The organism is Verrucomicrobiia bacterium, assembly GCA_035489575.1.
Lineage (GTDB): Bacteria > Patescibacteriota > Saccharimonadia > Saccharimonadales > JAGQNK01 > DATHJY01.
The window spans coordinates 1-14,439 of sequence record DATHJY010000013.1 but is presented as its reverse complement, the minus strand read 5'-3'; the positions used below and the strand labels follow the sequence as shown (position 1 = coordinate 14,439).

19 protein-coding genes and 1 tRNA gene are annotated in these 14,439 nt (G+C 49.1%); 5 read left to right on the top strand and 15 right to left on the bottom strand.

Going from position 1 to position 14,439, the window contains the following annotated elements; translation table 11 throughout:
* The first annotated feature begins 470 nt into the window (after nucleotides 1-470).
* Nucleotides 471-956: a VanZ family protein gene (locus VK694_05925; protein ID HTE58254.1), complete on the top strand. Its 486-nt coding sequence runs from the start codon at nucleotides 471-473 to the stop codon at nucleotides 954-956.
* Between the two features lie 109 nt (nucleotides 957-1,065).
* Nucleotides 1,066-1,233 (top strand): hypothetical protein, encoded by a 168-nt coding sequence (locus VK694_05920; protein ID HTE58253.1) that lies wholly within the window; start codon nucleotides 1,066-1,068, stop codon nucleotides 1,231-1,233.
* Between the two features lie 17 nt (nucleotides 1,234-1,250).
* Here the strand turns inward: VK694_05920 and VK694_05915 are convergent, their stop codons facing one another.
* From VK694_05915 to VK694_05870, 10 genes are all read right to left on the bottom strand, one after another.
* Nucleotides 1,251-2,375, bottom strand: coding sequence for a type III PLP-dependent enzyme (locus VK694_05915; GenBank protein HTE58252.1), 1,125 nt, complete (start codon nucleotides 2,373-2,375; stop codon nucleotides 1,251-1,253).
* Nucleotides 2,376-2,397: 22 nt separating this feature from the next.
* Nucleotides 2,398-2,877, bottom strand: a complete 480-nt coding sequence (locus tag VK694_05910; protein HTE58251.1) for a hypothetical protein — start codon at nucleotides 2,875-2,877, stop codon at nucleotides 2,398-2,400.
* 566 nt (nucleotides 2,878-3,443) lie between these two features.
* Nucleotides 3,444-3,824, bottom strand: a complete 381-nt coding sequence (locus VK694_05905; protein ID HTE58250.1) for a hypothetical protein — start codon at nucleotides 3,822-3,824, stop codon at nucleotides 3,444-3,446.
* A 163-nt stretch (nucleotides 3,825-3,987) separates the two neighbouring features.
* A complete protein-coding gene (locus tag VK694_05900) occupies nucleotides 3,988-4,122 on the bottom strand; it encodes a hypothetical protein (protein HTE58249.1) in 135 nt (44 codons plus the stop codon).
* Between the two features lie 306 nt (nucleotides 4,123-4,428).
* Nucleotides 4,429-4,980 (bottom strand): hypothetical protein, encoded by a 552-nt coding sequence (locus VK694_05895; protein HTE58248.1) that lies wholly within the window; start codon nucleotides 4,978-4,980, stop codon nucleotides 4,429-4,431.
* 808 nt (nucleotides 4,981-5,788) lie between these two features.
* Nucleotides 5,789-6,658 carry a hypothetical protein gene (locus tag VK694_05890; protein HTE58247.1) on the bottom strand — a complete coding sequence of 290 codons (870 nt, stop codon included), beginning with the start codon at nucleotides 6,656-6,658 and terminating at the stop codon, nucleotides 5,789-5,791.
* Nucleotides 6,659-6,762: 104 nt separating this feature from the next.
* Nucleotides 6,763-7,083: a hypothetical protein gene (locus VK694_05885; protein HTE58246.1), complete on the bottom strand. Its 321-nt coding sequence runs from the start codon at nucleotides 7,081-7,083 to the stop codon at nucleotides 6,763-6,765.
* A 149-nt stretch (nucleotides 7,084-7,232) separates the two neighbouring features.
* On the bottom strand, nucleotides 7,233-7,829 hold the full coding sequence (locus tag VK694_05880) for a Fic family protein (protein HTE58245.1): 597 nt from the start codon (nucleotides 7,827-7,829) through the stop codon (nucleotides 7,233-7,235).
* Nucleotides 7,830-7,994 (bottom strand): hypothetical protein, encoded by a 165-nt coding sequence (locus VK694_05875; protein HTE58244.1) that lies wholly within the window; start codon nucleotides 7,992-7,994, stop codon nucleotides 7,830-7,832.
* Nucleotides 7,995-8,061: 67 nt separating this feature from the next.
* Nucleotides 8,062-8,370 (bottom strand): hypothetical protein, encoded by a 309-nt coding sequence (locus VK694_05870; GenBank protein ID HTE58243.1) that lies wholly within the window; start codon nucleotides 8,368-8,370, stop codon nucleotides 8,062-8,064.
* A gap of 71 nt (nucleotides 8,371-8,441) precedes the next feature.
* On the opposite strand from VK694_05870, the gene VK694_05865 reads away from it, so the two are divergent.
* Nucleotides 8,442-8,600, top strand: coding sequence for a hypothetical protein (locus VK694_05865; GenBank protein ID HTE58242.1), 159 nt, complete (start codon nucleotides 8,442-8,444; stop codon nucleotides 8,598-8,600).
* Here VK694_05865 and VK694_05860 read toward each other — a convergent pair.
* From VK694_05860 to VK694_05850, 3 genes are all read right to left on the bottom strand, one after another.
* The gene (locus VK694_05860) at nucleotides 8,591-9,595 is read right to left on the bottom strand and encodes a hypothetical protein (protein ID HTE58241.1); all 1,005 of its coding nucleotides are present in this window, start codon (nucleotides 9,593-9,595) and stop codon (nucleotides 8,591-8,593) included. The two genes, VK694_05865 and VK694_05860, sit on opposite strands and share 10 nt — an antisense overlap.
* Nucleotides 9,592-10,266, bottom strand: coding sequence for a hypothetical protein (locus VK694_05855; protein ID HTE58240.1), 675 nt, complete (start codon nucleotides 10,264-10,266; stop codon nucleotides 9,592-9,594). Before VK694_05855 ends, VK694_05860 begins: the two co-directional genes overlap by 4 nt.
* A 52-nt stretch (nucleotides 10,267-10,318) precedes the next feature.
* Nucleotides 10,319-10,393: transfer RNA gene (locus VK694_05850), tRNA-Gln, on the bottom strand.
* Nucleotides 10,394-10,667: 274 nt separating this feature from the next.
* Here VK694_05850 and VK694_05845 point away from each other — a divergent pair.
* Together VK694_05845 and VK694_05840 are read left to right on the top strand one after the other, a co-directional pair.
* A complete protein-coding gene (locus VK694_05845) occupies nucleotides 10,668-11,591 on the top strand; it encodes an alpha/beta hydrolase (protein HTE58239.1) in 924 nt (307 codons plus the stop codon).
* A 59-nt stretch (nucleotides 11,592-11,650) separates the two neighbouring features.
* Nucleotides 11,651-12,766 (top strand): glycosyltransferase family 4 protein, encoded by a 1,116-nt coding sequence (locus VK694_05840; protein HTE58238.1) that lies wholly within the window; start codon nucleotides 11,651-11,653, stop codon nucleotides 12,764-12,766.
* Between the two features lie 112 nt (nucleotides 12,767-12,878).
* Here VK694_05840 and VK694_05835 read toward each other — a convergent pair whose 3' ends face one another.
* A complete protein-coding gene (locus VK694_05835; protein HTE58237.1) occupies nucleotides 12,879-13,463 on the bottom strand; it encodes a hypothetical protein in 585 nt (194 codons plus the stop codon).
* A 218-nt stretch (nucleotides 13,464-13,681) separates the two neighbouring features.
* Nucleotides 13,682-14,209: a hypothetical protein gene (locus tag VK694_05830; GenBank protein HTE58236.1), complete on the bottom strand. Its 528-nt coding sequence runs from the start codon at nucleotides 14,207-14,209 to the stop codon at nucleotides 13,682-13,684.
* Nucleotides 14,210-14,439 lie beyond the last annotated feature (230 nt).

The following is a 14,439-nucleotide window of genomic DNA, read 5'->3' as shown; positions in this document are numbered from 1 at the left end:
ATGCAAGTATAAAGACTTGGACCAAATGTGATTGTGAGAAAAATGACATCTTTTCAGGCGAATTATGTATCCTTTAATATATAATTCATAAACTTGCTTGACTGGATGGCAGCAGCGTAAGAAGTCGCCTGAAGGACGTATAACCGTGGAAAAAATTAGGGGCGGTGGCCAAACCGTCTCAGCCAGTCGGTGTGCTCTTCCCATCGTGGTAGGATGCTGGGCTGTATGGGTAACAGGTCAAACGACAACTTGGCGATTCATCGCCCATATCGTCAAAGTACTCCATCTTGATCCGGTAGTATTTCTCTATGACCGAAAAAAGGCCGCTACTCTTGGATTTCACTCATGTATTTTAAGCGTGAGGAATAAGGACGAACAAACTGACAAAGGGTGACACTATGAATTTAGCCTTCTCAGCTCCATTTAAGCTAACAAGGCTAAACTGCCCTAAAGAATCAGACGCACCATAAGTGAAGACAGTATCTAAAACACTATTAGCCGTATACCTACTAATCCTGCTGTGGTTAGTTTTATTCAAGTTTTCGTTGGATTTTGCTGCAATACTGGACCACCAAGCCAGAAGTCTTAACTTGATTCCATTTGCAACTTACTCGTCGGGTAATTTGAGCGAGATGCTCTATAATTTAGTCGTTTTTATTCCCTTTGGCCTGCTGTTGGGCGTCAACCTGAAACAAACTAACTTTTGGGAAAAGCTTTCTTATATATACTTTTTTAGTTTTGCTGCTGAGCTGACGCAATTTATAGTAGCAATCGGAACAACAGACACAACAGATATAATCATGAATACTGCCGGGGGATTTCTGGGGCTCGTACTATATGGATTAAGTAAGTACGTTGACAGCGAAAAGCTAGACCGATTCATCGTTGTAGCCGGTACAATTTTACTCACAGTGCTTGTCTTATTTCGCCTCCTATTCCTTAGAGTAAGGTATTAATGATCCTTGACGTGAATCTGCTACTGCATGTTTTTTAGCGGCAAGTTCTTAGGAATGTCTTTAGGCTGTATGGGTAAACAAGGAGAACTCAGTGGCAGACTTAGATGAAATGAAGCGAAAAGCAAAAGACATGGGCGCAGACGCCAAAGAAACGGTACAGAACGCCGGCAATAAAGTAGAAAACATAAAAGACAAGGCCGGCAATCGACTTGAAGAAGTACGCGATAAAAGCGATCAAGCTGACGCTGACGGGGGCGATACTAAGGTCGAGCAGTAAGGGTATGGCATTGACCACTATTCGTTGATGCAATAGACATCAGGCAGCGAAAAGTCATTAAAGGTAGAAGCATAGCTGGTAGTGTAAGCGCCAGCGGTATGGATAAAAACCCTGTCGCCTATGCGTAAGTTGTCTGACAGTTCAATATCAAGCAGTATCGTATCCTGGCTGTCGCAAGTTGGCCCGGTCAGATGGCACAGACTCTTATTGGGGCTGTTTCTGGAGTCGCTCAGCGGAAATATCAGAGTGTTTTGTGTCTCTAGGGCTTCCATCATGCCGTTAAAGGCGCCCACGTCTAGGTGGATCCACCGCTTGTCACAACGTGTCGCTACGCCAATGACGGTCGCGACCATTACCCCAGCGTCGCCTACCATACCACGGCCTGGCTCGATAACGATTTGGACGTCGTAAGGTACGTGCTGAGCCAGCGCGGCTTTGATATTGCGTGCAAATGTCTTCATGCTAGGCACTTTGACGCCGTAGTTAGCCGGGAAACCACCGCCTAGGTCCAGCATTTCGATTGTAATCCCTATCTTTTGTAGTTGCCGCATGAGATCGCTTGCATTGGCAATGGCCGCATCCCAGGCGTTGGCTTTGTGCATGAGCGACCCTACGTGGAAGGCGATGCCGTAAGGCTTGAGGCCAACACGCTTAGCATATTTCATGAGTCGTAGCGCCTCGGAGTTGCCTATTCCAAACTTGCCTTCGCAAGGCACCAGACTATCGGCTGCCACAGTCTGAATCCGCACGAATACCGCAGCGCCCGGTGCTTGCTGGGTAATCTTATCTAGTTCGGCCTGACTGTCAAAGCTGAAGCGGTGCAGCCCTCTGTCATGCGCCCGATCGATATGCGACGGCACCTTAACTGGGTTGCTAAACAGGACATCAGCCGGCACCACACCTTCGGCTATAAGCCGCTCGAGTTCGTTGTAGGAAGCAATCTCGAACTTGCACCCCAATGTATGAAGGCGTCGGAGAATACGGGCGTCAGGATTGCATTTGACGGCATAGTGAATGTCCACATCCGGTAGCAGATCCGCAAAAACACGGTAGGCTTTCTCTACCCTGTCTAGGTCTAGCATTAGAAAGGGTGTGGGGTAGTCATGGGACTTGATGGCTTGCGGGCTAAAGGTATCGGTCATGGCTTAGACTCTTTCTGGTGATTTATTTTCTGGGGAGGAACTTTTTGCGGACCTCATACCCAATAATGGCAAAGGTATAAAACACCAGGTCGGCAACCAGCTTGGCTGCAATAAGCGCCACGGCCTTGTGGTTACTAAATGTTGTGGGCAATAAATAGAACAGGCCGGGGCGAACAACAAAGCTATCTAAAATCTCGGCTGTGCCAAATTCGACCAGCATGTCCCGGATAGTGTGCACGCCGGTCAGCCATAGACGCTTCAAACGCGCGTGATGATGATGACTCTGCCAATACCGCAGCACCTCTCGTAATGAAATAACCCCATAATATCCAACGTTTTCGCCAATGGTGCCACAAACAGCTGCCACGGCCAGAGAACCAGTAGTCTGGTAGGCTATCCAAAAGCCGCCAAGGGCCGTGATAGTACCAGTTATTTCGGCTGGCAAATATCTAGCAAGCCACTCGCGTACCTTATCCCACGCATCTTGGCGAGATATTTTCATGTCAGAAACTTCCTTTTGTTATGGTTTTGCTCGAGTCTTGCACTATGCGCCAATCCGCCTGATTTTTCGGCTACAGCTACAATACTCCCGGGGTCCGGAAATGATTATTAAAAACGCCCCCTTAAAGGGGATAAGGCACTTCTAGCGCCGGGCTGCGAAGCCCTGGCACTGACTTGCCCTTACTATTACCGGGTCATTGTAGCGCCCCGCGGACTCCTGGCCTAGTCTGGACATTCCTTGTAGTTGTGTCTTGGCAGAGTGCCCGATTTTTGAAGCATGGCTGCCTGGGATAAGGATATCTTCATACTGCTTTGATGGATTCTCTTATATCATAGTGACATGAATCCTAAAGACCGAGCTTCAGAACAGATAGGGATAACACGTCTGTATCTCGGTGTGCTAGATATGAATACATGCACGCGCCCTTACTTTATTGGACCGAATTGTTTGTGATGAGATTCGGTTAATCAGTTATGTCTATATAGTGGAGGTAGGCATGGCTGGATCAATAAATTGAAATAAGTTTGGCTGGGGATTTGCTCCCTAGTCCCCAGACTTTTACAAATTTAGTTATGGGTTATATAAAGTCGCCAGTATGTTCTGATGCGTTGTTTGTTCAGGCTGTGAATGAGCGTTGCCAAAAATCCGGTAGGGTTATGGATAGTCGCATAGGCGCTTGCGCGCAGTTCCTTGCCCACATTGCCGAGCCAAGTTCTTTTGTCTCTGGCATGGTATGCCTCATGAATGAGTATGTGGGCTTCGACCTTAGGTGGGAGATGAAGGCGAACATATATCTCCCGTTTGTAGGTGTAGCCGAACAAGCTATAGCCTGCCTTCTGAAAGTTCTCATCACTATAGTAATGAACCCAGTAATGTTTTCCGCCGATCAAGCGTCTCACCCGCTTAATAGGCTTAGTAGTGTCTGCAATAATGCTGAGTTTACTCATGCTCTAGGGTATTTTAGACCAGACTGGACAATGGGACGAGAGGTTTCGAGCTCCAGGTGCTAGTGGCTGGGTAGAGTAACCCCAGCTTGTTTGGCTGCTTCAACTAACTCTGCATGAAACTTTAGTATCTTTTTTCTCAAGACTTAATCTTTGAAGGCTTTCATTATTTGGGTTCGGCGAGCATGTCGTATATTTCTTTGATATCGTTTCCAAGAGCACTTAGCTCGCCCTTAATTGGATTAACTGTTTCTTCAACAATTTTGCGTATTTCTTGTAGGTCTACATGCGTCAAGCTCATAAACCCAGTATATCAAAACAAAAAGACTCAATTTGAGAAGTCCTTATGTGTTTATGCTTGGCTGGAGACATGTAACTTATTCCAAACTTTTTAAAGTGCCTTGATGCCTATATCAATCTGTATGATTGCATAATTCTCGGGGTGGGTTTAGGCAAAAAGTAGAATGCGGGCTTCTCTGAGGCGTTGTGTGGTGGTGGTTCGGAGAAGCCCGAAGAACAAACCACCAAATGCCCGGCGGGTCCTGGCTACGGCTTGTGGCCAGGACCCGCCCAGGCGGCGACCACGAAGGTCACCTGCTACATGCGACTACGCCACGCACTTCGCCCAGACCCCGTTGAGGTCCGGAAGCGAGTCCAGTGTGGCAGCGCTCTGCTCGCCATGGTCGGGAATGCCCTGGAACCGTAGACACCAGAACACGTCGATGTTCTGGATCCACCGCCGGAGGCAGTCCTCACCGACGTACCAGGAGGTGTTCTGCCCCCCGGACGAGTTGTGGTACTGCACAATGGAGTTCTGAAACCCCGAAGCGACACAGGTCGCCGACGGCGGTGTGCACAGCGGCGTGCTCGAGCTCCAGGTGACCCCATCGAACGGGGTCTCGGCGGCGTAGCCGGTAATACCCGCCCACGTGATCCGCAGGTACGTGGTGTCGCCACCGCTGTCCTGCACCTGGCACGTTGCCGTCACGCCGGCCTGGGTGTCGTAGTACCCCGTCTTGGGGTACCCCCCAGGGCCGGCGTAGATGCCGGAGTATCGCGGGGGTGATGCCCCAGCGGTACCAGCCGTGAGCACGCTCACGCCCACCAGCGCCACCAGCAGGACCGCGATTGCTGCGGCTCCTCTTCGAAGTGTTGACAAAACAGTCTCCTCTTCTGAGCGACACGCGCCATGCAGCACATGTCTGCGGATGCGTCGTCATGGTGACTTCGCCCGCATAGTATATCCATCGGTCGCGTATCAGTCTACGGGATTTAAAATGACTTTATGACTCTGTTTTTCGGCCTATTCCAAGGAATTTTTTAGAGTTGCCGAAAATAAAGCTACTACCTAAAGCCCTTCTAACTCACAGGGTTATCTATACCGACATCTGGTCAGAGGATGTCAGGGACGAGAGCCAGCAATCGTTATTTCTTATGGCGGGCCAACCTCACACGCAAACCAGGAAACGTCCCATTGTAGAGCCAGAACAAGCACAAATTATCATAGGGCAATTCGCCGATGCTGGTCTAGTAACGGCGACGTAGGGTTGGGGCTGTCAAAGATCTTCATGCGCTTTGCATCGCCAGCTTGCAGGCATAAAAGATTTGAACCCGTGCAGCAGATACGAAATACAAATCAAAAAAAGATACTCAAATTCGAACGTCCTCTCACCTGTTATCCAAACCTGGGTGGGACTCACCCCAGATGGTATTACCGGGTATTGCACCTGGCAAGCAATCGATGCGATTTGCAATGATAGCCCCATTATCTGGCGCATATGCAATGATGCGTGGTAATTTTAGATGATGTAATAATCTAGGAACACTAACACTCCAGCAGAAACTGAGCCAAACTGGCTCGGTTTCTGCTGGCGTTGTAGCCGGGTTCGCAGCTACACCGACCACAAGAAGAGACAGCTTCAAATGAAGAGCGTGCCAGCCGAGAATATCAGGATGGGCCTCTTACTCTAAGACTCCTCGGCTATTCTTATAAGTTCGTCTGCAACCGCCTCTGTAATGCGAAAACCTAGAAAATTCTCTAACTCGCCGTACTGCCCGTTGGGGTTGCATTCCAGAAAGGTAACTGTGCCGTCATGATCTTCTACAAAATCAAATGCGCCGTACCTTAAATTAAAATGTTTCAGATAATTAAAACATGCCCTCTGTAGAGTTTTGGGAAAGTGTGATTTTTCAAATCTTACTGAATCATCGGCTTTTAGCATATGCCAACGCCAATCGTCTTTTGCCTTATCTGCTGTGTAGATTGCTCCCGCAAACAGGTGATCTCCCACCACTATCACTCTCCATTCGCGTGCTTTGGTCAGATGTTGCTGCCAGAGTCCGGGAAAGGGATTGCTTTTCTTTGGTAGCGACTGCGGATTTTTATACGGTGTGGTAGCTATCACTTGCCGGGCACGGCTATTTTCTAATTGGCATATGGGTAGTTTAAAGACGACTGATTCAGGCAGCTCATCCTCTATAGCAGTCCAGTGGTTGGCTATAATAGTTTTAGGAATAACAAATCCCACCTGCTTGGCCACTTTTAGCTGGGATAGCTTATGTTCTGCTGTAGCGATTCGTTGGTAGGAGTTTAGCCATCTCTCTTCTGGAATCTCTTGCCACAATGAATTTTGGATAAGGCGCTGGTTGCGTTCGAGTGAATCACGATACTTTACCAGCCAATATTCATACCCACGCGGACGCCGATACCAAGCTGCCCTAACTTGATCTAGCTTAAGAGCAGTGCCGTTATATTTGACACGCAAAATGCCATCCTCTCCTACAGAAATATGCAAAGGTGTGCTTCCGTCTGCCACCTTGTCTGCTTCAAATGTCACTATCTTGTAGTCCGGGGTACGCCTTTTAAGGGCGTTGGCTACTAGCTTGCAGTTTGGGTCCAGCGAGTCAGCTGCGAATAAGATGCACTTTTTAGCCATTTTGCTTAATCTGCGTCATTGCTCCAAGAGTCGGCATAACTGCTGCCGTTGGGATCTGGAGTCATAGATGGTGTCGGACTGGCAGTCGGGTCAGCGTCTATAATAGGTCGTGTAGGCAGATCCCCTATGAATGATTCAGGAGATTGTCTGGCAAGATACTCTGCGAGTGGCTCGGTTGTATTAACCTGGCTTGTAAGTAAAGCCTCTTTTTCAAGAAAGCTTTCAAGAAACGCCTCAACTTCGTCGGCTACTGTGCCGAATCCCAGTGGCTCATTAGGCCCATCAAAGCCTGGAGCTTCTGCTGGTGCTGGAGCTTCTAAAGACATGTTTTTATATCCCTTTAAGTCTGTAATCATAGCATATTCGCTAATCGATCACACGATTGATATCAAACAGTATGTGAATACAAAAGCTCAGACCTACTGGACTCTTTGTATGGCTGGGGCGGCAGGATTCGAATTTGCTACTTCTGTATTTAAGAAAGAAGGCGCACAATTCTTTTGAACATTTTCTCTAGGCCGCCTAAGTCCATATCTTCTGCCCCCAGCCGGGACGCTTCGTCATTTTCATCGCCCACCACTAGATCCCAGGCTATTTCGTACCCTGCGTCTTTTGCTACCCTGTTCCAGAATGTGCGTTGTGCACGGCCATTGCCCTCGCGAAACGGATGAATGTAGTTGAGCTGGTCATAGAAATACGCAAGCCGCTGCGTGAACTGCGGCTGTGCGAGTCCTTTTAGGGAGTCTTCTTTGACAAGTTCCGTAAAAACGAAGGTAGCGGCATGATTTATCCTAGAGACTGGCAAGAAGTATTCTGCGCTCTCATCGTCTTTCTTGATATCTACGGTTCTGATCTTTCCGGCCCAGTCGTAAACACCTTTGAACAACTGTTTGTGGAGGAGTAGTAGCTCAGCCAAGTCATTGGTTCGAGGAACGTCTATTGCTTCAATCTCTAACTCGTTAGCGAAAACAATCTGTGGTTCAAGCTCTCGGAGTTCTTTAGAGGATTTTGCGCCGAGTAGATTTCTTAGGTCTCCGATTGTCTCATTGAAATACGGGTCGACATGACCCATCTAGTGGCTCCCATAGCGTGCCCTTATTTTAGATGCTGCAGCTTTAGCCGAAGCCTTGCCCGTTACATACTTTTTGGCAATCGCGCGCGACTCCCGGGATACTTTCAGCCCTTCAAGCTTTTGATTAGCAATGGCTCGTTTGACTGTTCTTTCTCTTTTTTTCATGGGCGAATTCATACTTACATTATATCAGAATGACATGCGTGAAAGAGCATTACTTTGGCTGCGGTAATTAGTTTCCAGGCCCTATAATTTTACCGGCAACAACTGCAACTGCTAAATCAACACTCTTGTCAGCTATGTAACCAAAAACTTTTTTGATCTCTGACTTATCTTTTTGCTCGAGCGCTTCTACCAGCGCTTCTACCAACTTCCTGGTTTCATCATCGATGGTTGTAGGTTTTGCTGCTCCGATACCTATACCGTTGCCCCTGTTGTTGCTGGCGATTACACCTTCAATACGTCCACCTGACTGGCCGCTGATATGAACACCGTCTTTACCATTGTTACTGTAATTTCCTCCGATAATTTCAAAACTCATGAACTCTCCTCTTAATAAACGTGGCTGGGAATAGTGAACTTATTCCAAACCTTTTATAGGGGTGGCGAACGATGAGTAATATCCCTGAGGAATCCTACCTAGAACTCAAAAAGATTCTAGAAAAACAAAATCATACAATCTACAACATGGAAGAAATCCGGGAGATTGGTGATGATCTCATAGAGCTTTTTTTACTGCTCGCAGAGGATGAAGAGGAATATCAGATTTGATGGTCTAACGATAGCCCTGAACTTTCTTTTATGTCTTGGAGGGTTCGGTACGGTTTAAAGTCGCCAACTTTATCTTTGAAGTGCATCTTTCCACTAATTACTTTTACTTCGTTCAATACCTCTGGTTTGCCGGTTCTGAGATCTATACGGCCGACAGTACCCGAAGAGATCATAACTGAGGTTGGGGTGACAAGTATCGGGATGACATTGCCACCCACATTGTTATAACCTCTTTCTTTGATAGTGCCATTAATAAAGGCTATGAAATGAATTCCATCAATTTGGATTATCGTTTCTCCTTTCTGATTGCTTACATCACGAAAGAATATGTCTGAAATTCTGTCGATAGGAAGTTCAAGCCTGCGGACTGCAGTATCTGCACCGTAAATTAACGCTTCAAATGTGTCGGCTTCGGTTGTGACAACTTCTATGCCGTCGCCTTGTATTTTTACCTCATAGGCTGTGAGTTCTGAACGAGGTAGTCCTACGGTGACACGTGTGCCCTTGCCCACTTGCTTGCCCAGTATCTCTGCCATAGTCATTGTATAACTCATGCCCTTGATGATCTCTTTATCAATCGACTGATGGACGGTAATGCCCTCGTCACGTCTCTTAACGCCTGCGGCCATTACTTCACCAATTTTTGCAGCATCAAACGTATCTTTTTCGGAGCTTCTATAACCTGCCAGCATGATGACGCAGCTTGCGTAGTTTCCCGTTGTAGTGTTAAAACGCTTGGCAACACTTTTTAGCTTAGTATCAAATACCTGCTTCACTTTTTCGTAAGTTGGGTCCGGCCCTGCGAGCTGGCGGAGCTCCTCGCATACGAATGCGGCCATTAGTGCATTTCCCGCAACAACGCATGCATCTTGTTTGCCAAAGCCTGTCCACTTTGAGACATCGTCTTTAGAATTGCCTGTAACTACATTAGTGACTCTCGAATCAGCAGCAAGGTAACTTTTGCCAATACCTCTTAGCCCGACTATCAAGGTCATGATGGATCTTTGCTGATAGTATGAATTTGCGGTAGATTAAAATCTTTAGTGAGGTATTTCGCAAACTGCCAACCCAGGGGGGATATAAAAACGTATAGGAAGCCTGGGTCGGTAGATTCGCGTACTTGAGGCCCATTTTGTAGTCTGTCTTCCATTAGCAATCCAAAATAAATCAGTCTACTTACATTAAAGGGGTGCTCAGTTAGCTTGAAACCCCTTTCTCTTTCTGGGGGCCTTAGTTCTTTGTGTTGCTCTGCCTGGGTTAAAGCCAGCTTAAATAGACTTATATCGCCAAAACGTAGCCTGCTCACTAAATCCGTCATCTCTTCTAAAGGGAATTCATTCAAGCTGGGAGCTTTTGCGAAACCCTTGAAGACTCGTCTCATTATTAGTAGTTTTTCCTCGTTTCGTTCACGGATATATGTTTCGATAAAAAGGACCATTCCATCCTGGAACTGCTCGTTTGCAAGCAAATCCGCCGTAAATAGTTCGGGGTCCGCCCTTACTTCGTTTAGAATTTCTTCAACTCGACCAATGCGCCGTACTAGGGCGGGTCCAAAAAGTGCTGCCGCAACACCTACGATGCCACCTAGTGCAGGGTGAATTGCTCCTGCGGTTGCGACAGTGCCCTGGATAGTCTGCTCAACATGTATTTGCTTGGGTTTTCTCATATCGAAACCGAGTTTAAAAGATGTAGTATAAAATTGACTTTTGTGCAAAATTTGGCTGGGGCGGCAGGATTCGAACCTGCGAATGCCAGTACCAAAAACTGGTGCCTTACCACTTGGCCACGCCCCATTGTCATGTGTAATCATAGTTTGTTAAGTGTGCGTCTGCAAAAACCAGTGCTTTGGCACGTTCCGCGCCCCCGACATTGACTTACTTGAAACAAGTTTCAAATCAGTCAAGGTCCTTGAGAACAGCCACGGGCTGTTCTCACACTTGGCCACGCCCCATCGGTGTATGATTACCTGTAAATTTTACAAGATAGTCACCTTTTCTTCAATAAGGGGTGGATATAGGACATTTAACTTGCCTAAACGCCGCTTTGTACCGTAAAGTTTTTTTAGACATGGCACGTCCCCCAAAAAATCCGGCTGACTTTATCGTACCTATGAACATCAATGGCATGCAGGGCCGCATGATGCGTATGCCTGCACCCAAAAACAAAACGCGCGAGCTGCTGTTTATATACGGCCACCACTCTAGCCTGGAGCGGTGGTGGGGGCTGATCCAAGACCTCAACCAGTACGGTGCCATCACTATGCCGGACTTGCCTGGCTTTGGTGGCATGGAGAGTTTGTACAGGATTGGTGAAAAGCCAGATATTGATACCATGGCTGATTATCTGGCAACTTTTATAAAACTGCGGTATCGTCGCCGGCGGGTGACTATTTTTGGATTGTCGTTTGGGTTTGTGGTGGTTACCCGCATGTTGCAGCGCTACCCTGACCTGGCCAAGCGGGTGGATATGCTGGTGAGCGTGGTGGGCTTTTCGCACCGCGACGATTTCAAGATTAGCCGCTGGCGTATAGCTACTGGCCGCACGACCGCACGTTTTCTGTCGCACCGGTTGCCGGCGCTGTTTTTCAGAAACGTCTGCCTGCACCCAATGGTGCTGAAGGCGGTGTATGCTCGTACGGGTGGTGCCCGCGAAAAGTTCGAATCGCTACAGGGCGACGATTTCCGCGAAACCATGGATTTCGAGATATTTCTGTGGCACGCCAACGACGTGCGCACGCACATGCGCACCCTGACAGAAATGCTAAAGATAGATAACTGCCAAAAACAGATCGATATGCCTGTCTGGCATGTGGCGGTAGACGCCGACAGGTACTTTGACAACAATATGGTCGAGCAACACATGCGGGTCATATTCACTGACTTTTATATGATGCGGTCCAAGATGAGCAACCATGCCCCCAGTGTTATCGCAGACAAAAAAGCGGCGGCAGCTATCATCCCGCCTGCCCTGCGCAAGGCTCTGAGGTCTTGAATGCCTACCCCTGTTAATGGCCTGCTTTTGCCGTTTGGTTTGGTATAATACCTAGAATTATGAGAATCGGGCTCGTGTGTCCTTACAATATCTGCTCTGGAGGTGGTGTCCAGGAGTCGGTGCTGGCTATGCAGTCTGAGCTGAAGAAACGTGGCCACACGGCTTATATCATCACTCCCCTCTCGCGCGAGCCATGTGGCAAGGACCACGTAGACACTTTGTTTATTGGCACCGGTACTGACCTGAAATACCCTTTTCATACCACGGCCCAGGTGTCCGCTAGTACCAACCCAGAAGAGATCGACGACATTCTGCGCCAGCACGACTTTGATATCCTGCATTTCCACGAGCCATGGGTGCCTATGCTGTCCAGGCAGGTGCTGGGCAAGAGCCGCAGTATCAACGTGGCTACCTTTCACGCCAAACTGCCAGACACGGTGGTGACGCGCACCATCGAAAAAGTGATCACACCCTACACCAAGTCCATTCTGAAAGATCTAGACAGCCTGACGGCGGTGTCTGATGCAGCTGCCATGTATGTGCGCTCTTTGACACATCAGCCGGTAGAGATTATTCCCAATGGTATAGACCTAGCCAAATACCATCCGCACCGGGCGCGGCCCGAGCCCGCGGATGGCAAAATGATCTTGTACATTGGCCGTCTAGAAAAACGCAAAGGTGTCAACTACTTGCTGGATGCTTTTGCCAAGCTGGACGACCCTACGGTGCGGCTGGTTGTTGCGGGCACCGGACCGGACCGTGAAAAGCTAGAGTCTTACATAAAAGAACACCACATATCCCGTGTAGAATTTTTGGGTTTTGTGACAGAGCAAAAAAAGCTGGAGCTGCTGCACCAGACTGACCTGTTTTGTTCGCCGGCTATTTACGGTGAGAGCTTTGGTATTGTGTTGCTAGAGGCTATGGCAACCGGTGCTGTGGCGGTGGCTGCCAACAACCCTGGCTATGTGTCGGTTATGAAAGACCGCGGCATGATGTCTTTGGTCAACCCGCGCGATACGGACGAATTTGCCCGGCGGCTGCAGCTGCTGTTATACGACGAAGGCCTGGCAAAGCTGTGGCGAGCATGGGCAAAAGACTACGTGCAACAGTTTGACTATACAAACGTCGTAGACCGCTACGAAAAACTGTATAAAGAGTTGTTGAAGAAAAAGTAATCACTGATTTCGAGCGGTTGGCTCAAAAGCACTGATTGCTGGGCTGCCTCGTATTCTTTGTGTACACCACTCCCGGAGGAATGGGTCAAAGTTAGAGGCAGCCCGTAGGGGTTCAGTCGGGGGGCACCCTCAGGACGACGTCCTGCAGCTGGCAGAAGTAGATGACCTCCGGGTAGTGGAGGATCACTTCGTCGTCCGGTCGGACGAAGATCATGCGGTCGGGGGTGTCCACGCTGTAGACCTGCATGTCGGCCAGGGTCAGCTCGGTGCCGATGACTTGGTCGCCGTCACGCCAGTACTTGGCAGGCAGCTCGCAGCCATCGATGACCGCCGTGAACTCGTCGGAGTTGGGGTGGATGTCTACAGCCGTGTAGTCGTAGAACTCGGCGTGTTGCACCACGGTGGCTCGCTCGTGCGAGTTGCGGTTGCGACTGGACTGGCCACTGAGGGGCAGACATAGGCCGAAGAGCAGCAGAAAGAACACTGCCGAGATGCCCAGGTCTGCAATGCGGCGGGTGGATCGCGAGAGCTCGTTCTTGTAGCTGGGGTCGAGCACCTTCTCGGGGTTGCGTCGCGCATCGCGCATGCAGAGTTGGTAGCTCACCAGCGCTGCGATGCCGAGGGCAACGGCCACGACGATGCCGAAGATGTGGATGGCCAGCTGACTACCGTCGAGGTGGTAGCCAATGATGGGCATGTGCGTCGACCTCCTGGTCGAATAGGGTTGGGTCCGAAAGAACAGCTTATTATACCAAGAAAGTGCACTTTTTGCAAATACTACTCATCTGGCCGGGAATAATCACTGGTTTCGAGCTGAGGGCTCAAAAGCACTGACTATTCGGGCTGCTTCTTACTGTTGGTGATGGACCCGTGAAGGTCGATCTAGGTAAGAGGCAGCCCGGTATGAGGGGAGGGTCAGGACTCCGTGTCGCTGGTGGTCGGCGGGTCGGTTGGCTCGCAGCGCTCGTCGTAGTGGATGAGGTCCTTGTCGTCCTCGAAGTGGAATCTGTTGGCGTCGGCCCGGTAGTCGCGCTCCAGGACGTAGGTCACGAACTTGTGGCCATCTTGGACGTAGTAGCCGCCTAGTCGGCAGTTGTTCAGGGTGGCGGTGAACTCGTCGTTCACGGCATCGACGTAGATGGCGTCGTAGCCGTTGCGGTCTGCGTGCTCCTTGAGCAGCTGGGCTTCGGCCCTGAATTCCTGGCCGTTGACACGGGCGTTGCGACTCCAGGCCGGGACGATGATCGCCACCAGGACGACCACGACCGCGAAGGCGTTGAGGTTCCAAGCGGTGTTACCGCGTGCGACGTCACTGCGTCCGCGCGGATTCCAGAACCCGTAGGTGATGATCGCCAGTGCGACAGCAGCCGTTGCGGCCACCAGTCCTCCGACGAACAACAGCTTCTCCCAGGGGAGATACGAGTAATCTATCGCTCCGAACATGATTTTTCCTCCTCATGCTCATAGGGTCTCGTACGGTTACGAAACTTCGATACTATAAATTAAAATCCTTAAAAAGTCAAAGTTGTTACGAACCTGAATCACGAAACTAAATAGCAGCCCAAACATTTGTTACCCTTTTAGTGTCTAAACAAAAAGGAGAAAACAAAATGTCTGTGCTGCACCACCATAATATCTTGCCTCTGTTTGTTTGGGTAGACGATGCGTTAGCA